The following is a 19,697-nucleotide window of genomic DNA, read 5'->3' on the forward strand; positions in this document are numbered from 1 at the left end:
CGCGAACACCGAACGCACCGCGGTGGATCCCGGTTTTCACCGGGATGACGGTGAGGGCAGGCAAGCTCGTCGCACCGGCGCAACGCCGGTGCCCACCGCCTCGGTCTGGGGCTCAGGCGACGGCGTCGCATCGATGTGCGTTGCGGCGTGCCGCCAGAAGCCGGTGTGGCCGCGACGCGGATCCCGGTTTTCACCGGGATGACGGCGACGAATGGCCCGAGACCAGGATGAAATTTACGTGCATTTTCGGTGCTCGCGCGGTCGACGCGTGCTATAAAGTTCGCCGGTCTCGTGATCCGTGGGTACTGACGGATCGTGAAGAGCCTTTGCAACTATAGGATTAATCTGAATTTTCGGCCTGGGAGGCCAGTTTGAGGAACAGATCCCGCAACGTGGGGTCGGAGAGTGACGCCGCGGCGGCTCGCAGATGGCGAGCGGCCGAGGTGGAAAGCGGCTTGTGCCAGTCGGGGACGACTTCCTCGGGTGGCAGGGGGGCCACTTTCACGGCAACCGAGTGGGCCTGAGCGCCGATGGCGCGGGCGGCTTCGAGGATCTGCGCCTGATAGAGGCGCACCCGGGAAGCCCAGGCCGACGAGGGCGCAAGGAAGACCAGCCTGCCGTCGCGCAGGTCCGCGAAGCGGACCTGGTCGCGTAACGGGACGGGCAAGGTCGCGCGCAGCTGACGATCAAGCCGGTCGAGTTCGCGGGCCCGTTGGGCCAGCGAGGCGACGGGCCCGAAGTCGGCGATGGACTTCAGTCCATTCGTCGAGCGGCGGGTGGGCTTGGGCGGCGGTGGCATGGACCGGCTGATGACTTATTCGATGTGGAACGTATGCAGATCATACTTGTATCGCGCGGCCTGAAAGGGCCGAAAACGCTCGACCTGACCTGCCGGCGCCTGCGCTGCAAGGCCGTGGCGTTCGCCCTGGCGGGCGTCGTCGGTATCGCGGGCCTCGGTGCCGCGGTCGCGATGGCCGTGGCCAGCCCGGACCATCGCGCCCTGGGCACCATCGGCAATCTTGAGCGCCAGGTGGGCGACCAGGACGCCCGCGTCGCCGAGGTGAAGCGGCAGGCGCAGCGCGACCTGGACGCGCTGGCGGTGAAACTCGGCCAGCTGCAGGCGCAGTCGACGCGGCTTAACGCCCTTGGCGAGCGCCTGACGCAGGTCGGCAAGCTCGACGATGGCGAATTCGACTTCGACGAGGAGCCCGGGCAGGGCGGCCCCGAGCTCACCAGCGGCACCGAGGCGCCGGCGTTCTCGCTGCCGGCGGCGCTCGACAAGAGCATCGACCAGCTCTCGACCCGTTTCGACACCCAGCAGGCGCAGCTCGAAGCGCTGCGCGACATGCTCATGGACCGCAACATCGAGTCGAGCCTGCGCCCCACCGGCATGCCGGTGAACGGGTACATCTCCTCTTACTTCGGCGGGCGCCCCGATCCGTTCAGCGGTCATGCCGCCCGGCACACGGGGATCGACATCGCCGCGCCGAAGGGTACGCCGGTGACCGCGGTCGCTGAAGGGATGGTCACCTTCGCGGGTCAGCGCAGCGGCTATGGCGACGTCGTCGAAATCGACCACGGCAACGGCTACATGACGCGCTATGCCCACAACAGCGCCCTCGTGGCCACGCCCGGTCAGCGCGTGCGGGTGGGCGACGTGATCGCGAAGGCCGGCTCCACGGGCCGCTCGACGGGGTCGCACGTGCATTTCGAGGTCTGGTACCGCGACCGCGTGGTCAATCCGCTGGCGTACGTGAAGAGCCACCGCTAGCGCGGGCTTGAATACCCGCCGGGCCGCCGCCACCCCGAGGAAAGCCGGGGGCGCCCGTAGTATGATCGTCCCTTCGTGCCGGCCGGCCATGGCCGCCCGGCAACCCTTTCGTACCAGATCCGGATGATCGATGTTCAATCGTGCCCTGACGAGTATTTTCGGCAGCCGTAACGAGCGTGTGCTGCGCGACCTCTCCAAGACGGTCAAGCGCATCAATGCCCTCGAGCCGGAATTCGAGAAGCTTTCCGACGACGCCCTGCGCGGGAAGACCGAGGAATTCCGCCAGCGCCTCGCGGCCGGTGAGACCCTCGACAAACTGCTGCCCGAGGCTTTCGCGGTCACCCGCGAGGGCGCGAAGCGCGTGCTCGGCATGCGCCACTACGACGTCCAGATGATCGGCGGCATGGTGCTGCACTCCGGCCGCATCGCCGAGATGCGCACGGGTGAGGGCAAGACGCTCGTCGGCACGCTGCCGGTGTACCTGAACGCCCTGGGGGGCAAGGGCGTCCATGTCGTCACGGTCAACGACTACCTGGCGCGCCGCGACTCGGCCCAGATGGGCAAGCTCTACAACTTCCTCGGCCTCACGGTCGGCGTCGTTTATCCGGGCATGGACCACGCCGACAAGCACAGCGCCTACCGCGCCGACATCACGTACGGCACGAACAACGAGTTCGGATTCGACTACCTGCGCGACAACATGGCGCTCAGCAAGGACCAGCGCAATCAGCGCGGCCTGCACTACGCCATCGTCGACGAGGTCGACTCGATCCTGATCGACGAGGCGCGCACGCCGCTGATCATCTCCGGTCCGGCCGAGGATTCCCCGCAGCTGTACATCGCGGTGAACAAGGTCGTGCCGCGCCTCACGCGGCAGGAGAAGGAAGACGCGCCGGGCGATTACCTGGTCGACGAGAAGCAGAAGCAGGTCCACATGTCCGAAGAGGGCATGGAGCACGCCGAGCAGCTGCTTCGCGAGGCCGGCGTCATCGATCCCGACAGCGGCCTGTACGACTCGAAGAACCTCGCCGTCGTCCACCACATGAACGCGGCGCTGCGCGCGAACGCGATCTACCAGCGCGACGTCGATTACATCGTGCGCGACGGCGAAGTGATCATCGTCGACGAGTTCACCGGCCGCACGCTGGCCGGCCGTCGCTGGTCCGACGGCCTGCACCAGGCGGTCGAGGCGAAGGAAGGCGTGCCCATCCAGCGCGAGAACCAGACGCTGGCGACGGTCACGTTCCAGAACCTGTTCCGCATGTACAAGAAGCTGGCCGGCATGACCGGTACGGCCGACACGGAAGCCTACGAGTTCCAGTCGGTGTACGGCCTGGAAGTGGTGGTGATCCCGACGCACAAGCCGATGGTCCGCGTCGACAACCCCGATTCCGTGTTCCTCGGGCCCGAGGCGAAATACAAGGCCGTCATCGCCGACATCAAGGCGTGCCACGAGCGCGGCCAGCCCGTGCTGGTCGGTACCGCGTCGATCGACGTGTCCGAGCTCGTGTCCAACCTGCTCCGCCAGGAGCGTATCCCGCACGAAGTGCTCAACGCGAAGCAGCACGAGCGCGAGGCGCACATCGTGGCGCAGGCCGGTGCACCCGGTGCCGTCACGATCGCCACCAACATGGCGGGTCGCGGCACGGACATCGTGCTGGGCGGCAGCCTCGAGGCCGCGCTCGCCGCGTTGCCGGAGGGCGCGTCCGACGCCGATCGCCAGAAGGTGCGCGACGACTGGAAGCAGCGTCACGAGCAGGTGCTCGCCGCGGGTGGCCTGCACATCATCGGTACCGAGCGTCACGAGTCCCGCCGCATCGACAACCAGCTGCGCGGCCGTTCGGGTCGCCAGGGCGATCCGGGTTCCTCGCGCTTCTATCTTTCGCTTCAGGACAACCTGATGCGCATCTTCGGCGGCGAGCGCATCGGCCGCTGGATGCAGATGTTCGGCATGAAGGAAGACGAGGCGCTCGAAGACCGCCTCATCACGCGCCAGATCGAGAAGGTCCAGCGCAAGGTCGAGCAGCACAACTTCGACATCCGCAAGAACCTCCTCGATTTCGACGACGTCGCGAACGACCAGCGCAAGGTCATCTACGCGCAGCGCGACGAGCTGCTGGAAGCCGAGGACATCTCCGACATGGTCCGCGACATCCGCCAGGACGTCGTGGAGGCGCTCGTGCGCAAGTACGTGCCGGCGGAAAGCATCGACGACCAGTGGGATATCCCCGCGCTCGATCGCGAGCTCGCGAGCGAGCTCAACCTTCGCCTCGACCTCCCGCACTGGGTGGAAGGCCAGAAGGAAGTGGACGCCGAAGGCATCCTCGATCACGTGCGCCAGTCGGTGGATGCGATGTTCGCGGACAAGGAAGCCCAGGTCGGTGCCGAGACCATGCGTTCGCTCGAGAAGCACGTGATGCTCTCGGTAGTGGATAACGCGTGGAAGGAGCACCTCGCCAGCATGGATTACCTGCGCCAGGGCATCTATCTGCGCGGTTACGCGCAGAAGCAGCCGAAGCAGGAGTTCAAGCGCGAGTCGTTCGAGCTGTTCTCCGAGATGCTCGACCGCATCAAGGCCGAGGTCGTGCAGATGCTCGCGCGCATCCGTATCCGTAGCGAGGAAGAAGTCGCCGCGATGGAAGCCGAGCAGCAGCGCGCCGCCGAAGCCCAGCGCCTGCAGTTCCAGCATGCGGATGCGCAGGCGCTCGGCCAGGGTGGCGAGACCGCCGCGGCGGATCGCGTGGCTGCACCGGTGCTGAGCGATGGGCCGAAGGTCGGTCGGAACGACCCTTGCCCCTGCGGTTCGGGCAAGAAGTTCAAGCACTGCCACGGTCAGCTGACCTGATATGAAAAACCCGCCGAAAGGCGGGTTTTTCTTGGCTCAGTCGCCGCCGCCCTTGGGCTTCTGGCGGAACGACTCCGCCTGTACCGTGATGTATTGCGGCTCCTCGGCATCGAGGCGCATGGCCGTGAGTTGGCCGCCCCAGACGCAGCCGGTGTCGATGGCGTGCACCCCGAGGCCCGCGAAGCGGCCGAGTGCCGACCAGTGGCCGCAGACGATCTTCGTTTCGCGCCGACGCATGCCGGGGACTTCGAACCACGGATACATGCCGGGCTTCTGCGTGCCCGGCACGCCCTTGCCCTCGAAGTCGATGCGGCCGTTGACGTCGCAGTAGCGCATGCGCGTCAGCGTGTTGATGGTGGCGCGATGGCGTTCGACGCCTTGAAGGCGGTTGTTCCAGCCCGGCGGACGATTGCCGAAGAGGTTCTTCAGCAGGCGCTGGTGGCGCGGGCCGCCGAGCTCGCGTTCGACCTCGAGCGCGGCGCGCTGCGCCTGGCGGAGCGTCCACATCGGTGCGAGACCGGCGTGGACCATCGTCCAGCCCAGTTCCTCGTCATGGTGCAGCAGCTTCTGCATGCGCAGCCATTCGAGCAGGACCGGCGCGTCGTCGGCGAAGAGCACCTCGCGCAGCTCGGGGTTGACGCGCGCCTGCGCATCCTCGCGGCGCTGGCCGATCGCGAGCAGCGAGAGGTCGTGGTTGCCGAGCGTGATGACGACCTGCTCGCGCAACGAGTGGATCAGTCGCAGCGTGGCGAGCGACTCGCCGCCACGGTTGACCAGGTCTCCACAGAACCACAGCCGGTCGCTCGCCGGGTCGAAGCGAATCTTCTCCAGCAGGCGCTGAAGTTCCGGGTAGCAACCCTGGACATCGCCGATCGCGTAGACGGCCATCAGTCGAGTTGCTCCGTGATGCCGTTCCCGGCGTGCGCGCTATCCATGGCTTCGATCCTAGTGGAGCGTGCGCGGGATCGAAAGCACGAACGCGGGAATCGGCGCGTCGAAGGGCGTGCCATCGTCGGCGATCATGCTGTAGGTGCCTTCCATGGTGCCGACCGCGGTCTCGAGGACGGCGCCCGAGGTGTATTCGAAGGTGTCGCCGGGTCGCATCCACGGCTGTTCGCCGACGACGCCATCGCCGCGCACTTCCTCGACCTTGCCGTTGGCGTCGGTGATCACCCAATGCCGCGTGAGCAGCTGGGCGCCGGTCTCACCGGCATTGCGCAGCGTGATCGTATAGGCGAACACGTAGCGGTTGTCGGTCGGCTGCGATTGGTCGGGAACGAATCGGGTTTCGACCTCCACGTCGATCGTGTAGGGATGTTTGGAGTTCATGCGCCGATTGTCGGGGACGGGGAGGGGGTGGGCAAGTATGCCCTGAACGGCATCACATCGCGTTCGCGAGTTTCACGAAGTCCGCGGGGGCGAGGGTCTCGGCACGGGCGCGAGGATCGATGCCCAGACCACGGATCGTGGCCTCGTCGACCAGCCCCTTGAGCGTGTTCGACAGCGTCTTGCGGCGCATGGCGAAGGCGGCCTTGACGACACGGTGGATCTTTTCGGGATCGCCCACGGGCAGCTGCTCGGGCGGCAGGGGCACGAGACGGACGACGGCCGAATCCACCTTCGGCGGCGGACGGAACGCGCCCGGCGGCACCGTGAACAGGGGCGTGACCTTGCAGGCGAGCTGGAGCATCACGCTCAGCCGACCGTAGACCTTGCTGCCGGGGTCGGCGGCCATGCGGTCGACGACCTCTTTCTGCAGCATGAAGTGCATGTCCTGGATGGCGGACGCGTGCTCCACGCAGTGAAAGAGGATGGGGCTCGAAATGTAATAGGGCAGGTTGCCGGCGATCCGCAGCTTCTCCGCGCCGAGTTCGCGCGCCAGGGCGCTGAAATCGACCTTGAGGACGTCCGAGTGCACGATGCGCAGGTCGCCGATCGCGGCGGCGCGTTCCTGCAGCCCGGGGATGAGGTCGGTGTCGAGTTCGATCGCTGTCATGGTCTTCGCGACGGCGAGCAGCGGCATCGTCATCGCGCCTTCGCCCGGGCCGATCTCGACGACCGTGTCGCCATCCTTCGGTGCGATCGACGAGACGATGCGCTCGATGTAGCGCTTCTCGTGCAGGAAGTGCTGGCCGAAACTCTTCTTGGGGCGTGCGTTCATGACGATGTGCGGTGCCGTGCGAGATCGATGGCGAGGCGCGTGGCCGCGAACAGGCTGGCGGGATCCGCCTTGCCGGTGCCCGCGAGATCCAGCGCCGTGCCGTGGTCGACCGAGGTGCGGATGAAGGGCAGGCCCAGCGTCACGTTGACGGTGCGGTCGAACGCCTCGCTCTTGAGCACGGGCAGGGCCTGGTCGTGGTACATCGCGAGCACGGCGTCGTAACGATCGCGCATCGCCGGCACGAACGCGGTGTCGGCGGGCAGCGGTCCCAGCAGCTCCATGCCTTCGGCGCGCAGGCGTTCCATGAGCGGAATGATGGTGTCGAGTTCCTCGCGGCCCATGTGCCCGCCCTCGCCCGCGTGCGGGTTCAGGCCGAGCACCGCGATGCGCGGATGCGGGATGCCGAACAACGACATCAGCGAGCCGGCGACGATCCGCAGCGTGCGTTCGAGCAGATCGGGCGTCACGGCGGACGGCACGGCCGACAAGGGCAGATGGGTCGTGGCGAGCGTCACCCGGAGCTCCGGGCTCGCGAGCATCATCACCACCTCCGCACCCGCGCGCTCCGCGAAGAATTCCGTGTGGCCGCTGAAGGCGACGCCGCCTTCGTTGATGCTGGACTTCTGCACGGGCCCCGTGACCACCGCGTCGAAATCGCCCGACAGGCAACCGTCCGCGGCCAGCGCGAGCATGTCGAGCACGTGTCGCGCGTTGCGCGGGTCGGGAAGGCCCGGGCGCTCGACGGCGCCCAATGGAACATGACGCACGCGGATGCGACCGGCAGGACGGCGCGGGATGCGCGTGCCGTCGTCGTCGACTATCTCGATGTCGACACCACACGATGCTGCCGCGCGCCGGAGGAGGTCGCGGTCGGTGATCGCCACCAGGTCGGCCGCGATGTCGCTGGCGGCCAGGCGGACGAGCAGCTCGGGACCCACCCCGGCAGGCTCACCGGCGGTGACGGCGAGCCTTGGCAGGGTGGTCGCGTTCATCGGGGCGGTTACGGCGTGGCCGACGCCTGCTTGTCGTCCGGATCCTTCAGCTCGGGAACGCGGATGTCCACGAACGAGCTGGAGCGCAGTTCACGCAGGTAGTTCTCGTAGGCTTCGTCGGCCTTGCGGTTGCCGATGGCCTGGCGGGCCTGATTCCGCTGCGATTCTTCCGTGACGTCGCTCTGGCGGGTGCCGAGGAGCTGCAGCACGATCCAGCCGGCGTCCGTCTGGAACGGCTTCGAGACTTCGTTTTCCTTCAGCCCCGCGACCTGGGTGGCGATGGCCTGGCCCCAGGCGTCCTTCTGGAACCAGCCCATGTCGCCGCCGGCGTTCGCCGTGGTGTTGTCCTTGGAATCGTCCTTCGCGAGCTTGGCGAAGTCTTCCTTCTTGTCGACGATACGCGTGTAGAGGTCCTGCGCCTTCTTCTCGGCCTGTTCCGGGGTGACGACTTCGGACGGCTTGATGAGGATCTGACGGGCGTGGTACTCGGTGACGACCTGACGACCCGGCTCGCGGGTCTCCACGAGCTTCAGGATCTGGAAGCCCGTGGGGCCGCGGAGGATCGAGGTCGTCTCGCCGGGCTTCAGCGACGCGACCGCGTCGGCGAACGCCGGCGGCACTTCGTCGAGGCGGCGCCAGCCCAGATCGCCGCCGTCCAGCGCGTCGGGCGCGTCGGAGTAACGGATGGCCGCGGCGTTGAAATCCATGCCGCCCTTGACCGCCTTGAGGGCCTCCTCGGCCTTGGCCTGCGCCTGCGCGATGTCCTGGGCGCTGGCGCCGTCCGGCGTGCCGACCTGGATGTGGGCGAGGTGCGCTTCGCCGGCCTTGTACGTCGGGCTGGCGAGCAGGTTGTTCACTTCGGCGTCGGTCACCGTGACCTGGTCGCGGACCACGCTTTCATGCAGGCGCTGGGCGATGATCTGATCGGACAGCTGCTGGCGGAAGGCCGCGTAGCTGTAGCCGTCCTGCTCGACCGCCGCGCGCAGCTGATCGAGGCTCATCTTGTTCTGCTGAGCCACGTTGCCCGCCGCCTGGTCGATTTCCTGGTCGGAGACATGGATGTTCTGATCGTTGGCGCGCTGCACCTGAAGCTTCATGAGGATCAGGCGGTCGAGCACCTGACGGTCCAGCACGTTCTCAGGCGGAAGCTGGCCCTTGTTCGATGCGTACTGACGCTTGATGGCGTTGACGGCTTCGTCGAGCTCGCTCTGCAGGATGACGTCCTCTTCCACGACCGCGACGATGCGGTCGATCGAGCCGTTGCCCGAGCCCGTCCCGCCGCCCGACGGCTGGGCCGACGGCATCAGCTGGGCGTGGGCGGAAGGTACGGCCACCAGGATGGAGGCGGCGAGCAGGGAGTACGCGAGGATCTGCTTCATCGAATAGGGAGCCCGGGGCGCCTGCCCCACTTATTGATAGCCAAGGATAGCACGCCGCAGGTACTGGCCCGACTGGGGGTTGAGCGAGCCGACACCCTTGAATTCGACCTCGAACATGATGGCGTTGTCCGTGGCGCGGAGGTAATCGTGCACGTAATGCCGCCCCAGGACGCGGATGGCCACGCAGCAGCTGTTGTACTCGATGCCGGCGGCGGCCTCCAGCGTGCGGTGGGAGTACGTGAAGGTGCCATTGCCGAACTGGTTGGGCAGGACGTCGCGACGGGCGAAGACCCAGCGCGCGAGCGCCCTCCAGCGTTCCGAGACGGGATAGACCACCGACGTGTCGAATTGTTCCATCACGTTCCGGCGGTACCGGTACGAGAAGTTGAGGATGCCGTCGCCCTTGATCCGGCGCTGGACCTGGACGGTGGCCAGATCGGTGTCGCGGCCCTGGTAGAACACCTGGTTGCGCGAGTTCAGCAGCGGACTCTGCACCTTGTTCGGGTTCCACTGGTACGAACTGTTCAGGCGCCACTTGTCGTTGAACTGGACGCCCAGCTGGGCCACGTAATCGGAGCGCTCGAAATCGGTCTGCGGCGTGCCGAACATCTGGACGCGCTGGTCGCTGAAGTACTTGATCTGGCCGATGCTGGCCGACAGCCGCTCCACGCCGTTGTCGTCGAGCAGGCGGGTGGTCAGGGCCGCGGTCAGGTTGTTCGCGTCCTGCTGGCGGTCGGCGCCCGAGAAGCGGTTCGTCGAGAACAGCTGCCAGAAGTCGAACGACATGACGTTGGTGTCGAACGCCGGCAGGTCGTCCTGGTTCCGGTACGGCACGTACAGGTAGTACAGGCGCGGCTCGAGGGTCTGGGTGTAGCTGTTGCCGAACAGGCTGGTCTGGCGGTCGAAGATCAGCCCGGCGTCGACGCTGGTGATCGGCACGGAGCGGGAGGGGCTCTGCTTCGTGTAATTGAACGTCCGGTAGTCCGAATCGAGGCGGTAACCCGTGTAGCGGTATTCCACCCGCGGCCGGACGAACCACGAGGCTCCCGAGAAGTCGGCGGCGAGGTAGGGCGCGAGGTCGATGCGGTTGCCGTCGACCTGTCCGCGTCCGTTGACGCGGTCGAACGGCGCGCGGTCGGTCTTGCGGAACGCCACGGCTTCGGAATCGATGCCCGCGTCGAGCCAGCTGGCGACCGGCGCCTCGAGGTTGAACGTGGCGCGCGGCCAGCGACGGTAGGGCTCCACGTAGTTGTTCAGGCCGGCGTCGACGTTCTGGTAGTCGTCGGCACCGATGGCCGCGCTCCAGTACTTGCCGCCCGTGCTCACGTACGCGCTCGACGAGAGCAGGCCGATCGCGGAGCTGTAGAGATCGTTGCTGAAGTCGCGGAAATACTGGTTGTCGGACACCCGGTTGATGTTCGCCGAGAAATTCCAGCCCTTCGCGATCGTGGTCGAGTTGGTCAGCTGCAGCAGCCAGCGCCTGGTCGAACCGTCGCGGTCGCTCGTGCCGCTCTCGTCGTCGTCCGGACCCTTGTCGTGCGCCATGTACTGGAAGTCGACCGTGCCGTTCGAACGTGGCAGCAGGTAGCGGAACTCACCGCCGAGCATGGGACCGCGATCGGAGTAGTAACCCGGGGTGATCGTCGCGTCGTAGTTCGGCGCGAGGTTCAGGTAGTAAGGCAGGTTGAGGAACGTGCCGGAGCGGGACGACGAGCCGAACGTGGGATACAGGAAGCCGCTCTTGCGGCGGTCGTCCAGCGGGAAGGTGAAGTACGGCAGGTACATGAACGGCACGCCGCGGTAGCGCATGGTCGCGCTGCGCGCTTCGCCGACGCCCGTTTCCTTGTTCAGGTTCATCTTCTTCGCGCGGAATTCCCACTGCCGGCTGCCGACGTCGCACGTGGAGTACGTCGCGTCCGTGAAGCGGCCATGCTGCGGATCGAGCACCTTGGCATGGTCGGCCACGCCGTTGCCGCGCGACTGCAGCAGCTGGTACTGGACGTTATAGGCGTCGCCCTGGTTCGGGGTGGTCGTACCCGTGATCCGGTCGGCACGCAGCAGCATGCCGGCTTCCTGGTAGCGCACGTTGCCCTTGGCGTCGTACGCCGTGGAATCGGCGTTGTACGTGGCGTCCTCGGCCTGCATCACCTGGTCGGCGCGCACGAGGCGCACGCCGCTGGTCAGGTGATAGAGGTTCGGTTCCGGCGTTTCCACCTTCACGCCGGTGGTGGCGTTGATGTTGGACGTGATGTCGGTGATGGACGTCTCGCGCAGCGAGGTGTCCTTCGTGATCGACGGATCGTAGAAGTCGAGCATCGCGTTCGGGCGGCAGAGCGCGTAGCTCACCGGTCGCGGCGGGCAGACGAACGAGCCCAGGGGGCAGGTTTCGGCGGCCACGGGGGCGTTGGCGCGGGATTCCCCCTGCGTCGGCGCGGCCTGCGCGGAGACCTCGCAGGCGCCTCCCGTGACGATGAGGGCGACGGCGGTCGCCAGCAGGCGGCGTTTAGGCAGGATGCTGATGCGTGACGTCACAGGCTCGGTCTTGTCCGTTCGAAAGGCCGCCAACTTAGCAGAATCGCCAACCCCACCGCACGATGGCACGTCGCCCATGAGCATCTTCCCCAGGAGGGCGCGACGTGGATCGCCGCACCGGCACGGGGAGCTTACACCGGCCGGGGCGGGGCCAGGCTTGGCGTTATCCGCGCGGACGCCGCTCGTGCTGCCAGAGGACCTCGCCGTGCCCGCTGCGGCGCGCGAGCACGCGCGCCATCACGAACAGCAGGTCCGAGAGGCGGTTGAGGTAGCGCTGCGCCTCCGGGCGGACCGTTTCGACCCGCGCGAGCGCGACCACCTCGCGCTCGGCGCGGCGGCAGATCGTCCGCGCCAGGTGGCAGGTGGCGGCCGCCATGCCGCCGCCCGGGAGGATGAAGTCCTTCAGGGCCGGAAGATCGGCGTTGAAGCCATCGAGCACGGACTCCAGGCGATCGATGTCCCGGGCCTCGACCATCGCCATCCCCGGAATGCACAGCTCGCCGCCCAGGTCGAACAGCTCGTGCTGGATCTGCGCCAGCGCTTCGCGGATGTCCTCGTCGACGCCATCGGCGGCCATGACCATGCCGATGCAGCTGTTCAGTTCGTCGACGGTGCCATAGGCGCCGACCCGCAGGGAGTCCTTGCCGGTGCGGGAGCCGTCGCCGAGGCCGGTGCTGCCGTCGTCGCCCGTGCGCGTGTAGATCTTCGAAAGTCGGTTACCCATCGCGCCATTCTAGGGCCTGCACCTCCACTGCGGCAGGGGACCGCAGCCGGCGCCTTCACCCGCTGCGGGTATCATCGGCGCATGACCCAGACCCACCCGATCCTGATCGTTGGCGGCGGCCTCGTCGGTGCCAGCCTCGCCATCGCGCTCGACGCCGCCGGCGTGCCCGCCATCCTCGTCGAGGCCGCGGCCCCACGCGTCGACGACCAGCCCAGTTACGACGAGCGTAACCTCGCCCTCGCCCGGGCGACGGTCAACGGGCTGGACGCCATCGGCGTGTGGGATCACGCGAGGGACAGGGCCACGCCGATCGTGCACATCCATACGAGCCGCGCCGGCGACTTCGGCAGCGTGCGGATGGACGCCACGACGGAACAGGTGGATGCCCTCGGCTGGACCTTGCCCGCCCGGGAGCTTGGGGCGGCGCTCCTCCGGCGGCTCGACCGCTGCCGGCACCTCACGCGCCTGGCCCCCGCGCGCGTCGAAACCATCGAACGCGGCGAGGACGGCTGGCACGTGGACATCCTCGTCGAGGGCGAGCGGCGGCGGGTGACCACGCCGTTGCTCGTCGGCGCGGACGGGACGTCGTCGGGCATCCGGGCGCAGCTCGGCATCGGCACGCGCGAGCACGATTACGAGCAGGCGCTGTTCGTCAGCACCATGGTTCCCGAGCGCGACCCGCGTGGCCGGGCGTTCGAGCGGTTTACGGACGACGGACCGGTCGCGGTCCTCCCGCTCGCGGAGCGTCGCGTCGGCGTCGTGTTGACGGTGGCGGCGGACCGTGTCGACGAGGTCGCGGCGATGGACGACGAAGCCTTCCTCGCGTTCGCGCAGGCGCGTTTCGGCTGGCGCCTCGGCCGCCTGACCCGGCCGGGCAAGCGGGTGCCTTATCCGATCCGCCGTGTCGCCGCCGAGTCGCTGGTGGCGACGCGGGCCGTGCTGGTCGGCAACGCGGCGCAGACCGTTCATCCGATCGGCGCGCAGGGCTTCAACCTCGGGCTGCGCGACGCCCTGACGCTCGCGGAGCTCGTGGCGGAAACCACGGATCCGGGCTCCGCGTCCATGCTCGCGGAATATGCCCGCCGGCGCGCCCCGGATCGCGACGGCACGATGGCGATGAGCCACGGCCTGATCCGCCTCGCTTGCCTCGAGCAGCCCTTCCTCGGACCGCTGCGCTCGTTGGCCATGCTGGCGCTCGACCGCGTGCCGCCGTTGCGCCACGCCCTGAGCCGGCGCGGCATGGGTTTCCGCGAGAACGCGCCCCTGGCCGTGCGGGAGAAAACGCCATGACCGACGGTTTCGGCGGTACGACGTCGCGTCGCCGCGGCAGCGGCGTCCTCGACGTGGCGGTGGTCGGTGGCGGCATGGTGGGCGCGGCGGCCGCACTCGCGCTCGCCCGCGCGGGATTCTCCGTCGCGCTCGTCGACGCCCGCGAGCCGGCGTCCTGGGCGGCGGCCGACGAGGTCGACCTGCGCGTCGTGGGCCTCGCGCCGTCGTCGATCGTCCTGCTCGACGAACTCGGTGTCTGGAACGCCATTCGTACCGCACGCGCGTCGGCCTACGACCGGATGGTGGTGTGGGACGCCGAAAACGGCGCGACGATCCGCTTCGATGCCGCGGACGAAGGCCGCGACGTGCTCGGCTACATCGTCGAGAACGGCCTCGTGCAGGCGACGCTCTGGCATGCCCTCGACGACGCCGGGGTACGCCGCATCGTGCCCGGCGAAGTCGTCGCCTACGCGATGCGCGAGGACCGCGCGCAACTCGATCTGGCCGACGGCCAGGTCGTCTCGGCGCGGCTCGTCGTCGCGGCCGATGGCGCGGCGTCGCCGCTGCGCGAGATGGTCGGCATCGGCACGCACGGTCGGGACTACGCGCAGCGGGCGGTCGTGGCCCATGTTTCGACGGCGCGTCCGCACGAGCGCACCGCGTGGCAGCGCTTCCTTCCCTCGGGGCCGCTCGCGTTCCTGCCGCTGGACGACGGTCGCAGCTCGATCGTCTGGTCCCTGCCGGATGCGGAGGCGAAGCGCATGCTCGCGCTCGACGACGACGCGTTCCGCGACGCGCTCGGCGTGGCCTCGGATTTTCGGCTCGGCCCGATCCTTTCGGTCAGCCGGCGCGCGGCGTTCCCGCTTCGCCTGAAGCTCGCCGACCGTTACGAAGTGGGGCGCCTGGTGCTGCTGGGCGACGCCGCGCACGCCGTGCATCCGCTGGCGGGGCAGGGCGTCAACCTGGGGCTGCGCGACGTCGCCGAACTGCGGGCCACGCTGGTCGACGCGCGCGCGTCGGGGCGGGACTTCGCGGCCACTCACGTGCTGCGTCGTTACGCGCGCCGCCGGCGCAGCGCCGACGGCCTCGACGCCTGGTCGTTCGATGCACTGGCGAGGGTGTACGGATGGCGCGCGGCGCCGCTCGTCGCCGCGCGCGGCGCCGGCGTGCGCCTGCTCGACGCCTTCGGTCCGCTCAAGCGCCGGCTCGCGCGCCACGCGGCGGGCCTCTAGCGCCGGCCATTCCGCCGACACGCCCGGTCGCCTATGCTCTCCCCACCTTCCTGGGGAGTCACGCCGATGCGCCGTTCGTTGCTTGCCTTGTCCTTCCTCGTGTCCGCGTATGCGGGTACCGCCTCGGCGGCGATGGTCGCTAAGCCGGTCCAGTGGACCGACCAGGGCGTCACGTACAAGAGCTTTCTCGTATACGACGACGCGGTCACCGCGAAGCGTCCCGGCCTGCTGATGGTGCCCAACTGGTTCGGCGTGAACGACATGGCCGTGGCGAAAGCCAAGGAGATCGCGGGCAAGGATTACGTGATCCTCCTGACCGACATGTACGGCGGCGACGTTCGCCCTGCGAACACCGACGCGGCGGGCGCGGCGGTGAAACCGTTGTACGCCGATCGAAAGATCATGCGGCTGCGCGTGTCGCGCGCGTTCGCCGAATTGCAGTCGCAGGCGAAGGGCGCGCCGATCGACACCGCGAAGCTCGGCGCGATCGGCTTCTGCTTTGGCGGCTCGGCGGTGCTCGACCTGGCGCGCGCCGGCGCGAAGCTGGCCGCGGTGGTCAGCTTCCACGGCCTGCTCTCCACCGACGATCCGAAGCTCGCGTCGAACATCCACGCCAGCGTGCTGGCGCTCAACGGCGCGGACGACGAAAACGTGCCGCCGGAGCAGCGCGCCGCGTTCGAGGCCGAGATGCGCGGTGGCAAGGTGGACTGGGCGTCGGAAGACTTCGGCGGCGCGGTGCACTGCTTCACCGAGAAGGAAGCGACCGCGGCGCAGGGCAACTGCCGCTACGACGCCAGGGTGGCGAAGCGTGCCTACGCGGCCATGCACGCATGGCTCGCCGAGGCGTTCGCGGCGAAGAAGTAATCGCCGCCGAGCGCCTCAGAAACGCCGTTCGACGGAATAATCGGCCAGGGCGGCGAGCGCGTCGCGGTGCGGCGAGGGCGGCAACGCGGTCAGCGCCTGCCGGGCCGCCGCCGCGTGCGCGACCGCCTTCGCGTGCGTGCGATCGAGCGCGCCCGAATCGCGGATGGCGGCGACGATGCGGTCGAGTGAATCGAGGCCACCGTGCTCGATCGCGTGGCGCAGCGACTTCAGCTGATCGTCGTCGGCCGACTGCATCGCGTAGATGAGGGGCAGCGTGGGCTTGCCCTCGGCGAGGTCGTCGCCGATGTTCTTGCCGAGCGTCTCGGCGTCCGACACGTAATCGAGCAGGTCGTCGGCGATCTGGAACGCGTAGCCGAGTTCCATGCCATAGCGGCGCAGCGCGGCGACCTGGTCGACGGGAAGCCCGCCAAGCACGCCGCCCAGTTCCGTCGCCGCGGCGAACAGCACGGCGGTCTTGCGTTCGATGACGGCGAGGTAGGCGGCTTCGTCGACATCGGCGTTGCCGATGTTGAGCAGCTGCAGCACCTCGCCCTCGGCGATCGTGTTCGTCGTATCGGCGAGGATCCGCATGATGCGCATATCGTCCAGTTCGACCATCAGCTGGAAGGAGCGCGAGTAGAGGAAGTCGCCCACGAGCACGCTGGCGGCGTTGCCCCAGAGCGCATTGGCGGTCTTGCGGCCGCGCCGCATGTCCGATTCGTCCACCACGTCGTCGTGCAGCAGCGTGGACGTGTGGATGAACTCCACGATCGCGGCGAGCTTCGCGTGCTCGGCGCCCTCGTATCCCGCGGCGCGTGCGGCGAGCACATGCAGCATCGGGCGCAGGCGCTTTCCGCCGCCGGCGATGATGTGGTCGGCGATGCGGTTGATCAGCACCACATCCGACGACAGCCGATGCCGGATGAGGGCGTCGACGTCTTTCATGTCATCCGCCGCCAGGGCGCGGACGCCGGCGAAATCGAGGGAGGTGGAACGATCGGCGATGGAGGACATGGACCCGGGTTCGTGTGCGGCAAATCAGCCCGCATTATAGGGTGAGCCCCGGTGGTTTCGGCGTGGACGTCCTTGCCGTCCGTATAATCCCCCGCGATGTCCACTTCCCGCGTCGTGCCCGGAACCTGCCGGTGAGCAAACTCAGTCCCCTCGAGCGGCGCGCCGCCCTGACGCTGGCCGGAGTCATCAGCCTGCGCCTTTTCGGTCTTTTCCTGGTGCTTCCGGTGTTTTCGGTGTACGCCCGGGCGATGCCGGACGCCACGCCCTTCCTCATCGGCCTCGCTCTGGGCGTCTACGGCATCGGCCAGATGTGCCTGCAGATACCCCTCGGCATGCTGTCCGATCGCATCGGCCGGAAGCCCGCCATCACGCTCGGTCTGGTGGTGTTCGCCGCGGGCGGACTGGTCGCGGCGCTCTCGCACACGTTGAGCGGTATCGTCCTCGGCCGCGCCCTGCAGGGCATGGGGGCCGTCGCGGGAGCCGGGACCGCCCTGGCCGCGGACCTGACCGCGGACGAGAACCGCGGGAAGGTCATGGGCATCGTGGGCGTATCCATCGGCATGTCGTTCCTGCTCGCGCTGATCCTCGGCCCGCCGCTCGAAGCGGTGGCCGGCCTGCCGGGGCTGTTCGGCCTGACCTCGCTGCTCTCGCTCGTCGCCATCGCGATGCTGTGGCTGCTCTTGCCCACGCCGCCCAGCCTCGGAGCGAGCCATGGCGCGCGGTTCGGCAAGGTGCTCCGCATGCTGGCCGATAGCCGCCTCGCGGTGCTCAACGGCTCGGTGTTCTTCCTGCACGCACTGCTGACGGCGAGTTTCGTCGGCCTGCCGATCCTGCTCGTAGACGCGTTGCACCTGCCCGTCGCACGCCACTGGCTGCTTTACCTGCCGGTGATGACGATCGCCGCGCTGGCGATGGGCGCGCTGTTGCCCAGGATGCGCGACGAGACGCGCGCCGCCAGGATGGTGGTCGCGTGCGTCGCCGTCATCGGCACGGCACTCACGGGCATGGCCGTCGCAGGCGCGAGCGCGCTCGTTCTCGGCGTCGCGGCGACCGCGTTTTTCGCCGCGTTCAATCTGCTCGAGGCCGCGCTACCGACGCTGGTGTCGCGGCTGGCGCCTCCGGCGCTGCGCGGCGCCGCCATGGGCGCCTACTCGACGAGCCAGTTCTTCGGCGCGTTCGTCGGCGGCGCCATCGGCGGGATCGCGCTCGGCCGTTATGGGCCTCACGGGGTATTCGCCATGGCCGCGATGCTGAGCCTCGCCTGGCTTCCGCTCGCCGCCTGGGGTGCGCGACGCGTCGTCGCGGTCGACGGGGTGGCTCCGGCCGCCTGAGCGGATCGCAGAGGGCACTTCACCGACAGGCTCTATCGGTGCGTTCCGGTCGCCTCCTGGGTGGTCGCCCGCGCCTCGCGTCAAGGCATCGCTTTTTTTCAGAATTTACGTATCGAAGTGCGGTGTCCGCGTGCGCAGACTGCGTCGTGCCCACCGTCGCCTCGTCGCCGCGGCTGGGTATCCCTTTCCCCAACGACAAGGACATCCCGCATGCGCAAGACACTCGCCTCCGCGAGCCTGCTCGCACTGACGATCGGTGCCGCATTCACGCCGTCGATCGCCGCCGCGGCGAACGACGGCACCATCGAAATCACGGGCAACATCGTCGCCACCACCTGCACGGTCGAAGGCAAGCCGCCTGGCGGCGGTGCCGTCACCAAGGACGTGCGGCTCGCCGGCATCAGCGTCGGCTCGCTCACGAAACCGGGCGCCACCGCCGGCGACCGCGGCTTCCAGATCCAGATCGGCGGCAACGATGACTGCACCGACGGCGCCGTCGCCAAGGTTCGTTTCGACCCGTCGAGCCCGTTGCTCGACCGCACCACGGGGCGTCTGAACGTCGACGCCGGAACGGATACGGCGAGCAACGTGCAGATCGAGATCGCCAACGCCGACGGCACGCCGATCAACATGTATACCGAGGACTCCCAGGGCGTGAAGATCTCCGGGCATGTCGCGTCCATCCCGCTGATCGCCCGGTACTACAGCCTGGGCGACGCGAAGGAAGGCAAGGCCGCCTCGCGGGTCGGCTTCCAGGTGGTTTACGAGTAAAGGTACGTAACGGGCCGGCCGACACGTTCGGCCGGTCCCCGGAATGCGTCACGACAAGGAATCCGTCATGTTTCGAACACTGGCGCTCGCCGCCCTCGCCATCTTCATGGCAACCCCTTCCCGCGCCGCCATCGTTATCGGCGGCACACGGGTCGTCTTTCCCGCCGCGTCGCGGGATGTCTCGCTGAAGATCCAGAACAAGGGCAACGATCCTGCCCTCGTGCAGGTCTGGATCGACGACGGCGATGAAGCCTCCACGCCAGCGACCGCGAAAGCACCGTTCGCGATCACGCCGCCGGTGTTCCGTATCGATCCCGGCCAGGGACATACGTTGCGCATCGTGCACGTGGGTGACGCGTTGCCGCGCGAGCGGGAATCCCTCTACTGGCTCAATGTCCTGGAAATCCCGCCCAAGGCCGAGGAGTCCGCTGGCAAGAACGTGCTCCAGCTGGCCTTCCGTCACCGCATCAAGCTCTTTCACCGACCGGTCGATCTGCCGACGCCACCCGAAAAGGCCGTGTCGATGTTGCGCTGGACCGTCGAGCGCGACGCTGGCGGCACGCATGTCCGCGTGGACAACCCGTCCCCCTACCATGTCTCGTTCAATTCGGTGAGCCTTCCCGGCACGGGTCCGGGATCCGCTGCGATATCCCTTGGTGGTGGCATGGTCGCCCCGGGAGGCCAGACGCGTTTCGCGGTGCCTGCGGCTCATCGCGGCGTGCCATCGGGCGACGTGAGGTTCGTGACGATCAGCGACTTCGGTGGCACCGTCGCCGGGTCGGCGACGATATCGCCATGACGCGCGGAACGCA

18 protein-coding genes are annotated in these 19,697 nt (G+C 68.1%); 9 read left to right on the forward strand and 9 right to left on the reverse strand.

Going from position 1 to position 19,697, the window contains the following annotated elements; all coding sequences use genetic code 11:
- Window positions 1-202: hypothetical protein (locus tag BMY69_RS19745; protein WP_218143119.1), on the forward strand; the 202-nt coding region annotated here is incomplete at its 5' end.
- A 138-nt stretch (window positions 203-340) separates the two neighbouring features.
- Here BMY69_RS19745 and BMY69_RS04315 read toward each other — a convergent pair.
- On the reverse strand, window positions 341-799 hold the full coding sequence (locus tag BMY69_RS04315; RefSeq protein ID WP_090056551.1) for a DciA family protein: 459 nt from the start codon (window positions 797-799) through the stop codon (window positions 341-343).
- A 33-nt stretch (window positions 800-832) separates the two neighbouring features.
- On the opposite strand from BMY69_RS04315, the gene BMY69_RS04320 reads away from it, so the two are divergent.
- Together BMY69_RS04320 and secA are read left to right on the forward strand one after the other, a co-directional pair.
- Complete coding sequence (locus BMY69_RS04320; protein WP_090175497.1) at window positions 833-1,771, forward strand: M23 family metallopeptidase; 939 nt, start codon at window positions 833-835, stop codon at window positions 1,769-1,771.
- A gap of 130 nt (window positions 1,772-1,901) precedes the next feature.
- On the forward strand, window positions 1,902-4,616 hold the full coding sequence (secA, locus tag BMY69_RS04325) for a preprotein translocase subunit SecA (RefSeq protein WP_090175499.1): 2,715 nt from the start codon (window positions 1,902-1,904) through the stop codon (window positions 4,614-4,616).
- A 36-nt stretch (window positions 4,617-4,652) separates the two neighbouring features.
- Here the strand turns inward: secA and BMY69_RS04330 are convergent, their stop codons facing one another.
- From BMY69_RS04330 to BMY69_RS04360, 7 genes are all read right to left on the reverse strand, one after another.
- Window positions 4,653-5,504 (reverse strand): symmetrical bis(5'-nucleosyl)-tetraphosphatase, encoded by an 852-nt coding sequence (locus BMY69_RS04330; RefSeq protein WP_090056557.1) that lies wholly within the window; start codon window positions 5,502-5,504, stop codon window positions 4,653-4,655.
- 57 nt (window positions 5,505-5,561) lie between these two features.
- The gene (gene apaG / locus BMY69_RS04335; RefSeq protein ID WP_090056559.1) at window positions 5,562-5,945 is read right to left on the reverse strand and encodes a Co2+/Mg2+ efflux protein ApaG; all 384 of its coding nucleotides are present in this window, start codon (window positions 5,943-5,945) and stop codon (window positions 5,562-5,564) included.
- A gap of 52 nt (window positions 5,946-5,997) precedes the next feature.
- Window positions 5,998-6,777, reverse strand: a complete 780-nt coding sequence (rsmA, locus tag BMY69_RS04340) for a 16S rRNA (adenine(1518)-N(6)/adenine(1519)-N(6))-dimethyltransferase RsmA (protein ID WP_090175501.1) — start codon at window positions 6,775-6,777, stop codon at window positions 5,998-6,000.
- Window positions 6,774-7,769, reverse strand: a complete 996-nt coding sequence (gene pdxA / locus BMY69_RS04345) for a 4-hydroxythreonine-4-phosphate dehydrogenase PdxA (protein WP_090175502.1) — start codon at window positions 7,767-7,769, stop codon at window positions 6,774-6,776. The genes rsmA and pdxA overlap by 4 nt, the downstream gene beginning before the upstream one ends.
- Before the next feature lie 8 nt (window positions 7,770-7,777).
- Window positions 7,778-9,148 (reverse strand): peptidylprolyl isomerase, encoded by a 1,371-nt coding sequence (locus tag BMY69_RS04350; RefSeq protein ID WP_090175504.1) that lies wholly within the window; start codon window positions 9,146-9,148, stop codon window positions 7,778-7,780.
- A gap of 30 nt (window positions 9,149-9,178) precedes the next feature.
- Window positions 9,179-11,680, reverse strand: a complete 2,502-nt coding sequence (lptD, locus tag BMY69_RS04355; protein ID WP_255364453.1) for an LPS-assembly protein LptD — start codon at window positions 11,678-11,680, stop codon at window positions 9,179-9,181.
- A 163-nt stretch (window positions 11,681-11,843) separates the two neighbouring features.
- On the reverse strand, window positions 11,844-12,404 hold the full coding sequence (locus BMY69_RS04360; protein ID WP_090175507.1) for a cob(I)yrinic acid a,c-diamide adenosyltransferase: 561 nt from the start codon (window positions 12,402-12,404) through the stop codon (window positions 11,844-11,846).
- A gap of 81 nt (window positions 12,405-12,485) precedes the next feature.
- Between BMY69_RS04360 and ubiH the strand changes: the two genes are divergently transcribed.
- From ubiH to BMY69_RS04375, 3 genes are all read left to right on the forward strand, one after another.
- Window positions 12,486-13,694 (forward strand): 2-octaprenyl-6-methoxyphenyl hydroxylase, encoded by a 1,209-nt coding sequence (ubiH, locus tag BMY69_RS04365; RefSeq protein ID WP_090175509.1) that lies wholly within the window; start codon window positions 12,486-12,488, stop codon window positions 13,692-13,694.
- Window positions 13,691-14,905: an FAD-dependent oxidoreductase gene (locus BMY69_RS04370; RefSeq protein ID WP_090175511.1), complete on the forward strand. Its 1,215-nt coding sequence runs from the start codon at window positions 13,691-13,693 to the stop codon at window positions 14,903-14,905. The genes ubiH and BMY69_RS04370 overlap by 4 nt, the downstream gene beginning before the upstream one ends.
- Window positions 14,906-14,971: 66 nt before the next feature.
- Complete coding sequence (locus tag BMY69_RS04375; protein ID WP_090175513.1) at window positions 14,972-15,769, forward strand: dienelactone hydrolase family protein; 798 nt, start codon at window positions 14,972-14,974, stop codon at window positions 15,767-15,769.
- 15 nt (window positions 15,770-15,784) lie between these two features.
- On the opposite strand, the gene BMY69_RS04380 is transcribed toward BMY69_RS04375, so the two are convergent.
- On the reverse strand, window positions 15,785-16,783 hold the full coding sequence (locus BMY69_RS04380) for a polyprenyl synthetase family protein (protein WP_090175514.1): 999 nt from the start codon (window positions 16,781-16,783) through the stop codon (window positions 15,785-15,787).
- Between the two features lie 131 nt (window positions 16,784-16,914).
- Here BMY69_RS04380 and BMY69_RS04385 point away from each other — a divergent pair, with 131 nt between their 5' ends.
- The 3 genes from BMY69_RS04385 (at window position 16,915) to BMY69_RS04395 (ending at window position 19,684) form a co-directional block, all read left to right on the forward strand.
- Window positions 16,915-18,114: an MFS transporter gene (locus BMY69_RS04385; RefSeq protein ID WP_090175516.1), complete on the forward strand. Its 1,200-nt coding sequence runs from the start codon at window positions 16,915-16,917 to the stop codon at window positions 18,112-18,114.
- 210 nt (window positions 18,115-18,324) lie between these two features.
- On the forward strand, window positions 18,325-18,885 hold the full coding sequence (locus tag BMY69_RS04390) for a fimbrial protein (protein WP_090056584.1): 561 nt from the start codon (window positions 18,325-18,327) through the stop codon (window positions 18,883-18,885).
- A gap of 67 nt (window positions 18,886-18,952) precedes the next feature.
- Window positions 18,953-19,684, forward strand: a complete 732-nt coding sequence (locus BMY69_RS04395) for a fimbrial biogenesis chaperone (protein ID WP_177191071.1) — start codon at window positions 18,953-18,955, stop codon at window positions 19,682-19,684.
- Window positions 19,685-19,697 lie beyond the last annotated feature (13 nt).

Origin of the sequence: Luteibacter sp. UNC138MFCol5.1 (assembly GCF_900110505.1) — a bacterium.
Lineage (GTDB): Bacteria > Pseudomonadota > Gammaproteobacteria > Xanthomonadales > Rhodanobacteraceae > Luteibacter.